Origin of the sequence: Desulfitobacterium metallireducens DSM 15288, from assembly GCF_000231405.2 — a bacterium.
GTDB classification, from domain to species: domain Bacteria; phylum Bacillota; class Desulfitobacteriia; order Desulfitobacteriales; family Desulfitobacteriaceae; genus Desulfitobacterium_A; species Desulfitobacterium_A metallireducens.
The window spans coordinates 325,901-340,638 of sequence record NZ_CP007032.1 but is presented as its reverse complement, the minus strand read 5'-3'; the positions used below and the strand labels follow the sequence as shown (position 1 = coordinate 340,638).

20 protein-coding genes are annotated in these 14,738 nt (G+C 42.1%); 5 read left to right on the top strand and 15 right to left on the bottom strand.

Going from position 1 to position 14,738, the window contains the following annotated elements; genetic code table 11:
- Window positions 1-62 precede the first annotated feature (62 nt).
- On the bottom strand, window positions 63-1,088 hold the full coding sequence (argC, locus tag DESME_RS01675) for an N-acetyl-gamma-glutamyl-phosphate reductase (RefSeq protein WP_006716393.1): 1,026 nt from the start codon (window positions 1,086-1,088) through the stop codon (window positions 63-65).
- 163 nt (window positions 1,089-1,251) lie between these two features.
- Here argC and DESME_RS01670 point away from each other — a divergent pair, with 163 nt between their 5' ends.
- Together DESME_RS01670 and DESME_RS01665 are read left to right on the top strand one after the other, a co-directional pair.
- Window positions 1,252-2,013, top strand: a complete 762-nt coding sequence (locus DESME_RS01670) for a threonine/serine exporter family protein (RefSeq protein ID WP_006716392.1) — start codon at window positions 1,252-1,254, stop codon at window positions 2,011-2,013.
- A gap of 19 nt (window positions 2,014-2,032) precedes the next feature.
- Entirely contained in the window at window positions 2,033-2,470 is a 438-nt protein-coding gene (locus DESME_RS01665) for a threonine/serine exporter family protein (protein WP_006716391.1), read from the top strand.
- A gap of 79 nt (window positions 2,471-2,549) precedes the next feature.
- On the opposite strand, the gene DESME_RS01660 is transcribed toward DESME_RS01665, so the two are convergent.
- The 7 genes from DESME_RS01660 to DESME_RS01635 all read right to left on the bottom strand — a co-directional run bounded on the left by DESME_RS01660 (window position 2,550) and on the right by DESME_RS01635 (window position 6,666).
- Window positions 2,550-3,722 (bottom strand): M20 family metallopeptidase, encoded by a 1,173-nt coding sequence (locus DESME_RS01660; RefSeq protein ID WP_006716390.1) that lies wholly within the window; start codon window positions 3,720-3,722, stop codon window positions 2,550-2,552.
- Window positions 3,709-3,834, bottom strand: a complete 126-nt coding sequence (locus DESME_RS16340; protein WP_282432822.1) for a hypothetical protein — start codon at window positions 3,832-3,834, stop codon at window positions 3,709-3,711. The genes DESME_RS01660 and DESME_RS16340 overlap by 14 nt, the downstream gene beginning before the upstream one ends.
- 15 nt (window positions 3,835-3,849) lie before the next feature.
- Complete coding sequence (locus DESME_RS01655) at window positions 3,850-4,257, bottom strand: hypothetical protein (protein ID WP_006716389.1); 408 nt, start codon at window positions 4,255-4,257, stop codon at window positions 3,850-3,852.
- Window positions 4,202-4,789: an RNA polymerase sigma factor gene (locus tag DESME_RS01650; RefSeq protein ID WP_006716388.1), complete on the bottom strand. Its 588-nt coding sequence runs from the start codon at window positions 4,787-4,789 to the stop codon at window positions 4,202-4,204. The genes DESME_RS01655 and DESME_RS01650 overlap by 56 nt, the downstream gene beginning before the upstream one ends.
- Before the next feature lie 116 nt (window positions 4,790-4,905).
- The gene (locus DESME_RS01645; RefSeq protein ID WP_006716387.1) at window positions 4,906-5,322 is read right to left on the bottom strand and encodes an endolytic transglycosylase MltG; all 417 of its coding nucleotides are present in this window, start codon (window positions 5,320-5,322) and stop codon (window positions 4,906-4,908) included.
- Complete coding sequence (locus DESME_RS01640) at window positions 5,319-5,828, bottom strand: hypothetical protein (protein WP_006716386.1); 510 nt, start codon at window positions 5,826-5,828, stop codon at window positions 5,319-5,321. The genes DESME_RS01645 and DESME_RS01640 overlap by 4 nt, the downstream gene beginning before the upstream one ends.
- A 94-nt stretch (window positions 5,829-5,922) precedes the next feature.
- The gene (locus DESME_RS01635; RefSeq protein ID WP_006716385.1) at window positions 5,923-6,666 is read right to left on the bottom strand and encodes an N-acetylmuramoyl-L-alanine amidase; all 744 of its coding nucleotides are present in this window, start codon (window positions 6,664-6,666) and stop codon (window positions 5,923-5,925) included.
- A gap of 218 nt (window positions 6,667-6,884) precedes the next feature.
- On the opposite strand from DESME_RS01635, the gene DESME_RS01630 reads away from it, so the two are divergent.
- Complete coding sequence (locus tag DESME_RS01630; protein WP_006716384.1) at window positions 6,885-7,100, top strand: YgaP family membrane protein; 216 nt, start codon at window positions 6,885-6,887, stop codon at window positions 7,098-7,100.
- 275 nt (window positions 7,101-7,375) lie between these two features.
- Here the strand turns inward: DESME_RS01630 and rpsI are convergent, their stop codons facing one another.
- The 6 genes from rpsI to truA form a co-directional block, all read right to left on the bottom strand.
- Complete coding sequence (gene rpsI, locus DESME_RS01625) at window positions 7,376-7,771, bottom strand: 30S ribosomal protein S9 (RefSeq protein ID WP_006716383.1); 396 nt, start codon at window positions 7,769-7,771, stop codon at window positions 7,376-7,378.
- Window positions 7,772-7,794: 23 nt separating this feature from the next.
- Window positions 7,795-8,226 (bottom strand): 50S ribosomal protein L13, encoded by a 432-nt coding sequence (rplM, locus tag DESME_RS01620; protein ID WP_006716382.1) that lies wholly within the window; start codon window positions 8,224-8,226, stop codon window positions 7,795-7,797.
- Between the two features lie 224 nt (window positions 8,227-8,450).
- Window positions 8,451-9,116 carry a hypothetical protein gene (locus tag DESME_RS01615; RefSeq protein ID WP_006716381.1) on the bottom strand — a complete coding sequence of 222 codons (666 nt, stop codon included), beginning with the start codon at window positions 9,114-9,116 and terminating at the stop codon, window positions 8,451-8,453.
- Between the two features lie 209 nt (window positions 9,117-9,325).
- On the bottom strand, window positions 9,326-9,649 hold the full coding sequence (locus DESME_RS01610) for a metal-sensing transcriptional repressor (protein ID WP_025248603.1): 324 nt from the start codon (window positions 9,647-9,649) through the stop codon (window positions 9,326-9,328).
- Between the two features lie 202 nt (window positions 9,650-9,851).
- Window positions 9,852-10,298, bottom strand: coding sequence for a DUF134 domain-containing protein (locus DESME_RS01605; protein WP_006716379.1), 447 nt, complete (start codon window positions 10,296-10,298; stop codon window positions 9,852-9,854).
- Window positions 10,299-10,427: 129 nt separating this feature from the next.
- Complete coding sequence (gene truA, locus DESME_RS01600) at window positions 10,428-11,225, bottom strand: tRNA pseudouridine(38-40) synthase TruA (protein ID WP_006716378.1); 798 nt, start codon at window positions 11,223-11,225, stop codon at window positions 10,428-10,430.
- A 299-nt stretch (window positions 11,226-11,524) separates the two neighbouring features.
- Between truA and acs the strand changes: the two genes are divergently transcribed.
- On the top strand, window positions 11,525-13,459 hold the full coding sequence (gene acs, locus DESME_RS01595; RefSeq protein ID WP_006716377.1) for an acetate--CoA ligase: 1,935 nt from the start codon (window positions 11,525-11,527) through the stop codon (window positions 13,457-13,459).
- 84 nt (window positions 13,460-13,543) lie between these two features.
- Window positions 13,544-13,750 (top strand): hypothetical protein, encoded by a 207-nt coding sequence (locus DESME_RS01590; RefSeq protein WP_006716376.1) that lies wholly within the window; start codon window positions 13,544-13,546, stop codon window positions 13,748-13,750.
- Between the two features lie 322 nt (window positions 13,751-14,072).
- Here the strand turns inward: DESME_RS01590 and DESME_RS01585 are convergent, their stop codons facing one another.
- The gene (locus DESME_RS01585; RefSeq protein WP_006716375.1) at window positions 14,073-14,582 is read right to left on the bottom strand and encodes a hypothetical protein; all 510 of its coding nucleotides are present in this window, start codon (window positions 14,580-14,582) and stop codon (window positions 14,073-14,075) included.
- Window positions 14,583-14,738 lie beyond the last annotated feature (156 nt).

Below are 14,738 nucleotides of genomic sequence, written 5' to 3'. Positions count from 1 at the left end.
ATTTCCCTTACCCTATTCTAAGCTTGTTCTTAGCTTAATGCTAACCCTTTAAGCAATATTGCTTAGGGCCAAATTCCGCGGGCTCCTAAACCCATATTTTCCGGAAAACCCGATATAATATTCATATTTTGAATGGCTTGCCCTGCAGCCCCTTTTACAAGGTTATCGATGGCACTTACGATAATGACCCGCCCTGTCCGTTCATCCAGTTTGAGTTGTAAAAAGACGTGGTTGCTACTTAAAGCATACTTCGTTTGCGGCCACATTCCCTGAGGAAGGATATGAACGAACTCCTCATCTTGATAGGCTTCTTGCCAACACTCCCGTAACGTATCTTCTGAAACCCCGTCTTCGACTTGTGCATAAATTGTTGCCAAGATCCCACGAATCATGGGAACTAAATGCGGGGTAAAACTCACGCGGAAGGAATGTCCAGCCGCCAGAGACAATTGTTGCTCAATTTCTGGAGTATGGCGATGTTCAGCAACCCCGTAAGCCTTAAAGTTTTCATTCACTTCGCTGAAGTGCGTTCCGAGCGATGCTCCTCGTCCAGCCCCAGAAACGCCTGATTTCGCATCAATAATAATGGAATTGGCGACGATAAGATTTTTCTTTAGAAGTGGGGCCAAGCCTAAAATCGAGGCTGTTGGAAAACAACCCGGATTTGCAACAAGCGACTTTCCTCGAATCTCTTCCCTGTATAGCTCCGGGATTCCATAGACTGCTTCCGGAATCAGTTCAGGTGCAGGATGTTCTATTTTATACCAAGTGTGATAGACTTCCGGATCTTTAAGCCGAAAATCTGCACCTAAATCAATAACTTTAATTCCACGCTTTAACCACTCTGCCGTGCGGGCAGCCGTTAAGCCGTGGGGAAGTGCACAAAAAAGAACATCGACCTCGGGAACCTGCTCATCTTGTAATTTACCTAACTGACTATCCATAAACTGAGGAAACATATTTTCATAGGTTGCACCAGCTGAGCTAGAAGAACCTAAAAAAATAATCTGTGCCTCAGGATGTTGTTGTAAAAGCCGTACTAGCTCTTGACCTGTATACCCTGTCGCTCCTAATATTCCAACTTTCAAAACTCTAACCTCCTTGTGCAGATGTTCACCTTACCCTGTTCTTATAATTATACATTTATACGCATAAACATTCAACTCCTTCTGAAAAGATTTCTTCTCATGAACTTCATCTGTTTATGGTAGAATAACGTTATCCCATATCAAAAGTAAACGGAGGGATAATATGGCAGCCCCGATTCCTGATATTATGGAGGTCTGCTTATTAGCAGGCAAAGTGATGCTACAGAGTGGCGCAGAGACCTACCGAGTTGAGGATACAATGAATCGTATTGCTCAAGCGTGTGCCATCTTTGAAGCCCATAGTTACGTTACTCCGACCGGCATTTTCCTTTCCATCCAAGGCGAAAACCGTCAGGCCGAGCAGACAAAATTTCTACGTATATCGGAACGCCTGATTGATTTGAATAAAATTGTATTGGTCAATGATGTTTCTCGCAAAATAAGCAGTGGTGATATCTCCCTCAGTGAAGCTTACAAAAGTCTGTGTGAAATAGAAAAGACCAAGCCCTTATACTCTACCTGGCTTCAAATCCTCGCAGCTGCCATCGCAAGCGGTTTTTTTTCAATGATTTTTGGTGGCTCTTGGGTCGATTTTGGACCTGCCTTGCTTGCTGGAGGAGTAGGTTTTTTGATCTACATTAATGCCAGTAAAATGGTGGAGGTTAAGTTTTTTGCTGAAATATTAACCTCTTTTGTTATTGGTATAATTGCTTATCTCTTATACCATCTCGGTTGGAACTGTGACGTTGATAAAGTCATCATTGGCTCAGTCATGCCGCTTGTCCCAGGGGTACTTATTACAAATGCGGTTAGAGATCTTATGGCAGGTGACCTTGTTTCCGGTGTAGCCCGCGGTGCTGAAGCCTTTTTTACAGCTTTAGCCGTAGGAACTGGAATTGCGGTTGTCATTTCTCTGCTTAGCTAATGAAAGGAGCTCCTACGTCATGAATGCCGCGACTTTTTATTCAAGTTTCATTGCTACAATGGCTTTTGGGATTATATTTAACGTCCCTCGCCGCGCCTTAGCCAGTGGAGGCTTAGTCGGTATGTTCGGCTGGGTCCTTTATATGGGCCTAATAACCTACTATCAGACTAATATGTTTATAGCGACCCTAATTTCTGCATTTAGCATTGCGACGCTGAGCCAATTCTTAGCGCGCTTTCATAAAATGCCAGCAACCCTCTATAGTGTATCTGGGATTATCCCTTTAGTCCCTGGCGGCTTGGCCTATGATGCCATCCGTAGATTTATGGAAAACAACTATACTGAGGGTATTCAACTCGCGACCAGCACTCTTCTACTCGCTGGAGCCATTGCGTTCGGACTGATCTTTTCGGGCGTACTCACAAACACGCTGCACCGAGCCAAACAACCAAAATAGGAATCTCCATTGTAATGACAATGAATGGGGCGTACCAGAAACAATCTTCTGGTACGCCCCATTCACTTAAAACTTGCTTTCAACTTTGATTTCTTTGATAGAATTCTCTCTTAATTTTCTGCAACAGTTTAGGATCATTTAAAATATCCCAACCAGTCAAAGATAAAGATTCTATTGCTAAGACAAGCAAATGCTCCCCAGCCGGAGAAAGGACAGCCTCGGTAAACTCTCGAGTATGGGGAATATCCATTCCTTTTCCCAAGGCAAGATAGGGATGAATGGCCGGAACCACCCGACTTACATTACCCATATCGACGGAGCCCATTGCAACCTGAGGAGAGGCAATTCTCTTAATCCCTAATTCCCGCAGATTTTGAGCAAAAACTTCTGCCATCGTTCGGTTCGTCAACATATCATCATAAGAAAACTCGAATTGACGCCACGTCACTTGGGCTGAAACCGTGGATGCTGCTTCTCTGGCACATTGTATGACCTTCTTCCGCAATTCATCCAAGACCTTACGCCTAGGCGCCCTCAAATAAAAGTGGGCAACAGCCTTTTCAGGAATAATGTTTGGCGCAGTACCCCCTTCCGTAATAATCCCATTGATCCGTGTATCTTCGGGTAGCTGTTTTTTTAAGATTTTAATGGTATTAAAAAAGGTGATCATCGCATCAAGGGCATTAACCCCATACTGCGCTGCTGCTACCGCATGTGCTGAACGTCCATGGAAGGTGAATTCCAAAGCATCCAATGCCAAAGTTGAAATCTCGGGGACATTTTGACTCCCTGGATGAAACATCATGGCTGCATCAACCGTATCAAAAATCCCCTTCTCTACCAGAGTTACTTTTGCTCCGCTCGTTTCTTCAGCCGGGGTTCCAATGATCCAAATCTCACCCATCAACTCTTTGCTCTTGCTTAAAACTACCCCTGCCCCCGTACTAGCAGTTCCAATTAAGTTATGTCCACATCCATGACCTACTCCAGGCAAAGCATCATACTCCGCTAAGAAGGCAATCCTTGGTCCAGGTTTATTCCCTTGAAATCGAGCAAGAAAAGCTGTATCTAATCCGGCTATTGGTCGTTCCACTTTGAAATGATGCTGGCTTAAAAAACGGGTTAATGCATCAACGGCAAAATACTCTTGATAACCTAGCTCTGGATTTTCTCCGATCTCACGAGCAAGCTTCCATGCTTCCGGACTAAGAATTTGAGCCTGGTTCTTGATGAACTTTTTATTTCCGTCCATGGAATATCTCCATCTCTTTCTCTTTCTCTTTCTCTTTCTCTTTCTCTTTGCTCATTCGTTTTTTTGAGCTTTCTATTTCCAAACCATTTCCAATATGAAAAATCTCAGTCATTATCGAATCAAGGTTTTACTCTCTTATCAGCATCTTATTTCGTATTCCATCAAATAGAACCCAGGCAATAGCCACCCCCAAGAAAGGCCAAACATAAAGTTGCCAGAGATACTCCACACCGATAATAAGCTGGCTAAACAACTTTCCCTGTTGTAGAAGCCACCCTGGTACATATCCGATCATGCTCAGGAGCCATTCTCCCTGAAACCAAAGCAGACTAAAAACGCCTAATCCTGCTACCACCAAAGCAGCTAGGAGAACGGCTCCCCATTTCCGACGTTGCGCCATAAGGATCTTGGCTTGAAAATCGATCGGATGATCAAGAATCTGTGCCATGACTCCCGTTTTCAAGTTTTGCAGAGAAGCTTCACAAAGGGGTTCCTCTTGAAATAGTTGGGCCCACAAGTTGTCCATTTCGTTCATCCAACCCCCTCCTTTCCAGGATCTGACGCAGTTTCTCTTTACCACGATATAAATGAGTCTTTACTAAGCTAACCGGGATATTCAGGACTAAACTCATCTCTTCATAAGACATTTCCTGTTGATATCTCAAATACAAAGCCTGTCGATATTGCTCTGAGAGTTCATCTAGAACCTCCTGCAACTGACCTGCTTGCTCCTTAGCAAGCCATACTTCTTCCGGGCCCTCCTGAGGGTCGATAAGATTCTCATTTAGGGATACAGGAGATTCCTTCTTTTTCTTCCTCAATAGGTCAATGGCCTTATTCCTAGCAATAGTATAAAGCCACGCTCGGAACGTATATTTTGATGAATACTTCCAAAGATTACGATACGCTGCAAGGAAGGCTTCTTGAGTACAATCCAGAACTTCCTCCTCATCCCGAAGAATCCCACGTAAGAAATAGATTAAAGGTTTTTGATAGCGCTCAACGAGTTGAGCAAAATATTCATGTTTCCCGGAGAGGACCTGTTGAATCAGATCCAAATCATCCATCTCTTGAGCCGCTCCAATCTACTCGCTTTTTCCTCTTCACCATATGTTACGTAAATACTACGTAAAAATCCTTTTAAAAGTTTCGCTTTTACACGGAGTAGTGGAAAATAGTCAATCTATTGAATAAGCTGATTGATGGTATTCTCAATAGACAGCCCAGGTGTAAGTTCATAGGTACCTGCCTTAAAGCGTTTTTCAAGCTTTTTAGCCTTCACCAGGGTCAAAAAATCATCTTTGTTCTGAATCCAGCCCTCACTTTGGAGGAGTTGAGCAATCTTATCTGCACTCGCACCGGGGGGAATCACAAAATTCTTTTGAATTTGAGTTATATTCTCAGATCCAGATTTTTCAGAACTTGAAGTCTTCTGGGCCGAATCGCTAGGCTGTTGTACGGATGGAGTTGTTAGTTCAGTTGTATCAGCCCCTGCTGTACTTGGGCTCACAGTCATACTAAGAGTAAAAAGGAGCGTAATCAAAGCACTCAAAATCAATCCCGAACCCAACCCAAGCAAGTATTGACGTGACAATTTCATCGTTGGCCACCTCGGGGATATGTTTTTAGAACCATATTCACTGCATCTTGACTAAGTGCAAGATGGCCTGCAATTTCTAAAGTTGACCACCCTTGCTCATGAAGTTCAATAACCCCGCGATATTTATCAGAGATAACTCGAGGAGCCAAATCTTGGGTAAAGGCAACATCCTCTATCGAATTGGAAATCGGTTCCTGTGCAGTGTGTTGTTGTAATGCTTTCAAAAACTCCAATTGCACCTCTTGATCAGCCTGCCCACTTTGCTTTTCCCGTTGATCTTGTCGATTCACGATGGGCTGTTCTTGGATTCGCCTCTCATGCTCCTCCAAGCGTGCCCCTGTTTCCTGCAATTCTGAGCGAATATACCCAATATCACGCTTCACCCCGGCAATCCCTTTCAGCGCTGCTAAGAGTTCAGGACTTGTATTCGGTGGATTGCCTAGCCGCCAAGCCATAATCAGTACTATGATTCCGAGCACAAATAAAACCACCGGTAAAAAACTCATGATCTATCCCCCTGCATCTTCCTAGTACGCCTTTTACTCATTCATTAATTTGATTCTTTAAATATTCGGGACAATACGGGCGTTTCCTTCTTTTTCACGGCTGTGAATTCTGCGACGTTCCTAAATAATTGGCAAGGCCTTGATAAACTGCTACTGCAAGTTGCTGTTGATAATTCGGGTCATTTAATTTCTGTTCTTCCTGCGCATTAGACAAGAAGCCGAGTTCAATCATAACCGCCGCTTGATCTGCCTTTTTCAAGATAAATAGCTCCTGATTTCCTTTAGCGACTCTCTTACCTCCAGCCAAAAGATTAAGTTGTTCTTGAATACATTGCGCCAGAAGTTTGCTCTCTACCGAATCCGCATAATAAAAAACCTGTGGACCCGTTAATGTTTCTTTCGGCGAACTATTAACATGGATACTTAGGTATACATCGGCCTGCTCATCCTTAGACAGTTGGATTCGTTGCGCAAGGTCTTCCCGTTTTCGCTTTAGTAAGCCCTGGGCAGTTCCCAAGTCCACATCCTCTTCCCTCACCATGATGGTCTTACCGCCGGCCTGTTGCACAAGAACCTTCACCCGTTTAGACACGGCTAAAGTAATATCTTTCTCTAAGCTATTCTTACCCACTGCTCCGGGATCCACACCACCATGCCCAGCATCTATCAGGATAGTCTGATTTCCTACCGTCCAACTCCAACTTTTTTGCTCATGAGGATAGAGCTTCCACGCTACTTCACCTATTAATAAAGCGATGACCATTAATGCAAGAACGTACCATTTTTTCAACTGAAGATGTTTTCCCCGCTTATACCAATCAACGCGCTTCCGTTTCATACCCATCCTCCCTTTTCTCCTACCCTGTAAAAACTTTATGGAAAAAGGGCTTGGAATTATGCTAAATAAGTAAAAAAAGGAGTAGCATGCAGCCAATTTACGGCCCAAAAACTATATTTCTATAATTTGCCATATCCTCTTGACCTCCGGTACAATATATCTTACTCTTAACTTGACCCCTAGGGGCTTAGATTGTAGTCGAGGAGGTGTAAGGAATTATGTACATTGTAAACGGCAAAGGATCATGGATTCGTTTAATCGCAGGGTTCTTTGTATTGGCTAGTGTCCTTTTAGGTGTTTTTGTGAGCAAATATTGGCTTCTCTTCACCGGATTAGTCGGTATCATGTTAATGACTTCATCACTTACCGGTTTTTGTCCGATGGAGCTTATTCTTAAGGCCATTGGTGCAGAGCAGCGTAAAGTTTCTTCTTAACACCCCCCTATAAAAGCAATAAAGGCTGACATAAAAATTAAAAATCCTCAAACTACAAAGGTTTGAGGATTTTCTTATTTAACTGTAAAGCTGCTTTCCACATTATAATTATCCTTAATTTAAATATTTCGATTATCGTTTTTTATTTGTGTTATAGGTCGGTCTCTACATGCCCCCAGAATGGGCTTTCACCGTCTAGTTAATCGCCATGCGTGGCGCACCAGCAAAAAAATCCCCAAACCAACAAAGGTTTGAGGATTTTTTGTTTCTGATAATTAACGTTTCGAAAATTGAGGAGCTTTACGCGCTTTCTTCAAGCCGTATTTACGACGTTCTTTCATCCGTGGGTCACGTGTTAAGAAACCAGCACGTTTGAGAGCAGGACGTAAACTAATATCAGCTTTTAATAGAGCACGAGCAATTCCGAGGCGAAGTGCCCCAGCTTGTCCTGTTGTACCGCCGCCATTAGCAAGAGCGATAACATCATATTTACCCACCATATCCGTTACATTGAACGGTTGTTGAACGATCATTTCCAATGTCTTCTTACCGAAGTACTCAGCAAGATCTCTTTTATTGATCGTAATTTTTCCTTCACCAGGAATTAAACGAACACGCGCAATTGCGTTTTTACGACGTCCAGTACCTTGATATTGTAATTTTGCAGCCATGAGTTATTCTTCCTCCTTCCCGTTTATTGAATCGTCCATGTTTCGGGTTGTTGAGCTTGATGGGGATGTTCAGAACCCCGGTATACCTTAAGCTTAGTATACATTTTCGCGCCCAACTTGTTATGAGGAAGCATACCCTTAATAGCATGTTCAACAGCCCGTTCAGGCATAGTTTCCATCAGTCTACGATAAGGAACTTCTTTCAAGCCACCCGGATATCCAGAGTGACGACGATACAATTTTTGATCCAATTTGTGACCGGTTAAGATCACTTGGTCAGCGTTTATGACAATGACAAAATCCCCAGCATCTGCATTCGGGGTAAAAGTAGGTTTATGTTTACCTCTAAGGATGCGTGCAGCTTCAGTAGCTAAACGACCCAAAGCAAGGCCAGCAGCGTCAATGACATACCATTTACGCTCCACCTCGTTCGCTTTCGCAAAGAACGTGGACATGATATTACCTCCAAAACTTTCCGTATTCTATTGTCTCTTTCGCTTCTGTGGGGCTCAATCACCTCAGCGTATGCTATTCTTTCTGGGGCTCAATCATAATCAAACAGCATAAAGACTCATATTGATATAATATAAAATTGTGTAAAGGATGTCAAGGTTTTCTCCTTACTTTCTGTAATTTATGATTTTTGATCTATGTTTTTGAATTAGCACCTCGTGAATTTTTATTGAGATATCACATTAGCGCTCCACTTCTTATGTTCTCCCGCTTGCGTGGTATAGTTTAATTCGATTTGAAAATGACTTCCAGGATCAAACGAAAAGGTATCCCTTCCCTTGGCATTATTCAGTCCAGCTGCAAAAAGATCGAGATCAACCTGTCCAGATTTTTTTATTCCTGTATCTGGACCAGGAGGAACCAAAATCCCATTCTCGAAAACTGATAGATTGTACCCAGCTGGCGTTAGATGATTATTATAAATTCCATCCCACCGTAGCTCTTTCCCGAACTCCGAATACCGAATAAAAATAGATTCTAGCATGACGGGTTGAGGTAATTGTAGCGCGAGATGAAAATGACCATCCATTATTCCATCTAGATTATCATCAATGGGATTCAGTACATCGGATTTTGCATCCACCCAGGAAATATTCATGCTCTCTGGAGCTGAGGTTGCAGCCGGAACTACTGGAGTGGTTAGCTGGCCATTAGCCGTTTTCGAAGCGGTATCTAACGGGGATGGATTTTGTGTCTGTGCTGAAGAATTAGCTGACGTTGTTGGCGGATTAGAGCTTGTCGTACTTGCTGTCTTACTCGAACCGCATCCGCTTAAAAAAACGATTAAGCTTAGCATCACAAAAACGAGAAGACTGGGAAATCTATATTTCATATATATACTCCTTTTCAAATCCTATCCCCTTAATTTTACTCCATTGAAGCAAATTTTTCATCAATAACAAAATTAGATCCATAAACTTACGCATACAAGCAAGTTTATGGATCTTCGAGCTTCTTACCTCTATTCATTTAATTTCTGATTCTCCCTTTTGATCTTCCATAATTGCCCTAGGATCCCTATGTTTCTTCCTCAAGCTTGTATTATGCCTCTATACTTTGAAGTTGCTTTAGTAGAGACGAGTGTTCCGATACTCTCATTAAGATTTCAATCGGCTTTTTTATAAATTCGAAGCTTTTATCCTTATCCCCTTTTTGTAGTGATTCAATCATTGATGATTTTACATAACATTGAGCTAACGCCGATGTCGTATTCGAGAGCGCTGAATAAATCACTTCGAGTTGGATAATAATTTCCTCGTAAGGTCTATCCTTTTCCATCATTCGAACGATTTCATCCATCTGTTCCTTGATTGTTTTTAATCCCTCAATCATTTGCCAATCCTCAGATAATGCGTCACTTTTCAAAAAGTATCATCTCCCTCGATTCAATGAACATTGAGAAAAAACTCATATTCAATAAATGGCATATGCCCTTTATTGAATTATATAATACGTCCTTTATTGGCATATGTCAATAAACTATTATCTCATCCTCTAAAATCTGCTCATATTATTTCCCGAATTAAAAAAAGACCACTTCCGTAGTCTTTCAAATAAGAAACTCGTGTTAATTATGAGTATACTTTTGGCATTTTGTACAATGCTTATAACAAACTATATTTTCGGAACCACAATGGGAACATTGTTTAACTTCTTCCTCAAAAGAGACTACAGTCTCTTTACCACACTTAAGACATTCAAACTTACATGGATTCCTTGTATAATTTCCTCCTCCAACATAAATCGGTAGATCCTCAACCAGTGCCATAGTCACCTTTTTTCTTGCCTCATCAATAATATTTTGAAAGGTTTGACGAGACACTTGCATTCTTTCGGCACATTCCTCCTGAATCAGACCTTCAATATCTTTAAGCCTCATTGCCTCTAATTCTTCTATTTTAAGCTGGATTTCTTTAGCATCGCTGCAAGAATCACAGTTTCCTTTTGGACATGGAGCAAAGCATTTATTTTCAGGAACGAATTCTACTGTTCGCCACTTAATAGGTCTTGACATTTGTTATCCTCCCTATCCATTATCACAGATAAAATTCAATAAAGGAACAATGTGAAGATTAGTTCAATTAAATATTAGCACTCAAAATTGAATTGTCAATGTCCAGAAATTCTCTATTTGGAATCCTTTTTAATGTTCCTTTTGGCTATAAAGATACTCAGGATAAATATCAAAAGGGCTTTCTTCTCCATAATGGACATAGCTTAAAGTCAACCCCCGGGCCCGTGCTGTAATTCCTGCCCGCTTTCGATCCATGCTCTGTAGAATATCCGGAATGTCTTCGGGTTGAAGCCAACCCTTCCCCACATTGATCAAGGTTCCAACAATGATTCGCACCATGTTATACAGAAATCCATCCCCAATACAGGTGATCTGAAGGATTCCTCCCTCCTCTTGGATTCGACAAACATATAAATTACGTTCAAAGGTTTTACTCACTCCTCCAGCCGAAGAAAAAGCTTTAAAATTATGTTTTCCTTCGAGTAATCGGGCAGCACGTTTCATCTTTTCAACCCTTAAGGGAATAGGCTCATGCAATGAATACAAACGAGTAAAGACATCTGCAATGGGCCGATTATCAATTTTATAATCATAACGCTTCCAGCATGCTGAATAACGAGCATGAAATTCTTCCGCAACGGTGTGAGCTTCGAGAATGCGAATATCCCGTGGTAGCAAACTGTTAAATGCTTTGGGGAGTTTTTCATCCGGTATTGGAGCTGTCGTCAGGAAATTAACCACTTGCCCCGTCGCGTGCACGCCCGTATCCGTGCGTCCCGCAGTATTAAGCGTAATTTCTTCTCCAACCAACTTCTTCCATACGGATTCTAAATTACCTTGAATCGTCGGTCCATGGAATTCTGGCTGACGTTGAAATCCATGATAAGCTGTGCCATCATAACTTACGGTTAATCGTATATTTCTCATCAAAACACTTCCAAATGAATTAATTTAAAGTTCCTGAAAGAATGATATAGGGTTAGCTGCTAAGCGTCAAGGGGTGTAAAGTGAGGAGCTCAAATCGCGCTTTATTTTCTGACTATTCTGTCTCTTGTGAAGCCAATAACTTAACTTTTTAGACCATTAACCCTCAACGCGAGTGCTTTCATCTTCACAACGTAAATTTCCTCCGCATCTCTTGATAGAATATCAATAAAAGAAGCTCGGCAAAAAGAAACGCTTATTTTAGGGAGAATGTTTGCCGAGAAAGTTGAGGAGGGGATTTTATGCAGGAGGAACGGTTAGAATCTTTATTACAAGAAAATCGGATGTTTAAACCCACCTCGGAGTTTACAGCTCAAGCTAACATTCGTACTCCTGAAATCTATGAAATGGGTCAGGAGCACCTCAGCTTCTGGGAAAAGCAAGCCGAGCGCCTCGATTGGTTCGAGCCTTGGAAAAAGACCTTAGAATGGTCTCCTCCCTTTGCCCAGTGGTATCTTGGAGGAAAACTCAATGCCTCTTATAACTGTCTTGACCGTCATTTACGAGATTGGCACCGAAATAAAGCAGCGCTTATTTTCGAAGGCGAAAATGGGGATAGTCGAATTCTTACGTACCAGGACCTCCACCGTGAAGTCTCCCAATTGGCCAACGTCCTTAAATCTCTGGGTGTAGGTAAAGGCGATCGCGTTACAATTTACTTGCCTATGATTCCAGAAGCCGTCATCTCAATGCTGGCCTGCGCACGTATTGGTGCTCCACACAGCGTCGTTTTTGGTGGATTTAGCTCTGATGCTTTACGGGATCGGATCAATGATGCTCAAGCCAAAGTCGTCATTACCTCAGATGGCAGCTTTCGTCGGGGAAGCATCGTTCCTTTAAAGGAAAACGCCGATATCGCGCTTCAGGACGTAACATGCGTTGAACACGTCATCGTTGTTCAGCGTACAGCTCATCAGGTGAATATGCAAGAAAACCGTGATATCTGGTACCACGAAGCCCTAAAAACAGCTTCTCTAGATTGTCCTCCTGTACCCATGGATGCAGAAGATATGCTTTTCATTCTTTATACAAGCGGAACTACAGGAAAACCTAAGGGAGTCGTTCATAGCACTGGCGGATATATGGTCGGAGTCTCGACCACTCATGACTGGGTTTTTGACTTAAAAGAAGAGGATGTCTATTGGTGTACTGCCGATGTCGGATGGATTACGGGACACTCTTACATCGTCTATGGACCGCTGGCTAACGGAGCTACGGTTGTTCTCTATGAAGGGAGCCCCGATTATCCAAATAAAGACCGGTATTGGGAAATCATCGAAAAATACCAAGTCAGTATCCTCTATACCGCTCCGACTGCCATTCGGAGTTTTATGAAATGGGGCCCAAGCTATCCACAAAGACGGGATCTCTCCAGCCTTCGACTCCTTGGCACCGTCGGTGAACCCATCAATCCGGAAGCCTGGATGTGGTACTACAAATATATTGGTGGCGAGCATTGCCCGATTGTCGACACCTGGTGGCAAACAGAAACTGGGATGATTATGATGGCACCCTTACCCGGAATAACTCCTCTAAGACCTGGATCTTGTACGGGCCCCTTCCCTGGGGTAAAGATAGAAGTCGTCGATAAAACGGGCAAACCTGTCCCCAAGGGAGGCGGTGGCTACCTTGCCATCCGTGAACCCTGGCCTGCAATGCTTCGTAACATCTACGGGGATCCCCAACGCTTTGAAAAAACGTATTTTGGAGAATGGCCGGGCATTTACTTTACAGGAGACGGGGCAAAATGGGATAAAGACGGTAATTTTTGGGTACTCGGTCGAGTCGATGACGTCATTAATGTCTCAGGGCACCGTATTGGAACGATGGAAGTGGAAAGCGCACTCGTTGATCATCCATTAGTTGCTGAAGCAGCCGTAATCGGCAAAACCCATGAGATCAAGGGGCAAGCCCTTACTGCCTTTATCACCTTAAAAGAAGGGAGCGAAATCTATCCTACGCTCATCGACGAGCTCAAAAAACACGTCGTGAGGAAAATCGGTGCGCTTGCCCGACCTGAGGACATTTTCTTCACCGCTGAACTTCCCAAAACCCGAAGTGGGAAAATCATACGTCGGCTCCTTCGAGATATTGCTGAAGGTCGAGCACTTGGAGACATTGCAACTCTAGCTGACACTTCTGCCGTGAATTTTCTGAAGGCAATGTATCAGGATTAGTCAAAAAGCCAAACCCAACTTTAATATAAAGTAAGAATAGGCTCGTCCCCTATAGCATATCCATGCTATAGGGGGTATAAAAATATGGCTGAACAAAAATGTCCAAAATGTAATTCAAGACATGGCTTTGAAATAGTTCCCTTACTCGGTTGTGAAGAGCTCGAAGCTGTTCAATGCAAGACTTGTGGAGCACCCATAACTATTTTGAACCCGCAAATCATCCGCTCGATGGATGCGCTTCTTCAACGGCTTGATTCGATTTGTGGTAAGAGCACTGAAAGAAATAGTTAAACGCAAATAGGACGTTCACTATAATTACAGGTCACGAGAGTGATCTGTATTTTTCTACCGCCACCTTTTGATATTGATCCTTGTAAGATAGGAGTTAGCGATCATGCTGTTCTGTGGGGGGATTCGTTCATTTTTGATGACCCAATATTTTCCTTTGATTCAAAAAAATATGAGCTCCAAAAATATCTCGAAAGACAAATCAAATCTCTTAAGTTTCTATAGTAGATTAGCAAGCTCATATTTCTTTGTGAACTTAAACTTACACAACCTATGTTTACTCCAATATAACTAATTTATTTAAAGGGATACGACCCCTTCTACGTCATTTTAAAGGATGGGCGTTTAGTACAAATTTAACTGAAGTATGAGTTCCTTGATATTCGTTTCCTGCTTCTATTGGTAAGCCTACAGATATATTAAAGGTCTCATTCTGAGAAATATTTAACTTGCCAAGTTCAAGATTTTTTAGATCCTTTAACTTTTTTGAATAAAGCAATTTACCCTTTTGATCGGTTATTGTTAGATCAAGTTCGTTATATAACATATCTCCAGACTCCATCTCATTGCTAATATCATAGGAAAAGTCCTCTTTACCCGTATTCATTACTCTCAATGGGGCAATCACCATGTTTCCAGGTGCCATATTTTTAACCCTCAAGAGTTCTTTTGTTGGAGAAATAGTAATTACAAGATCTTTAATTTTACTTTTTGATGTTTCTACTGCGAATACGCTACTCGTAGGGAATAAAAATAAAAGCGTAGTAAAACTAGCTAAAAACACTGCCAGTATTCCGATAGTAAAGAAGATAAAATATTTGTTTTTTATCTGCATGACTTTTACCATCCTTTACAATCCAATCTAAGGTGCTTCAATAAGAATTTTTCAAATCTTACAGATCCACTAAAAAGTTCAAGTTTATTGAGTGTATGTCAGAAGTGAATATTATCAAGTTAATATGGAGTACTGGAACTATTTTGAAAGAGCCGT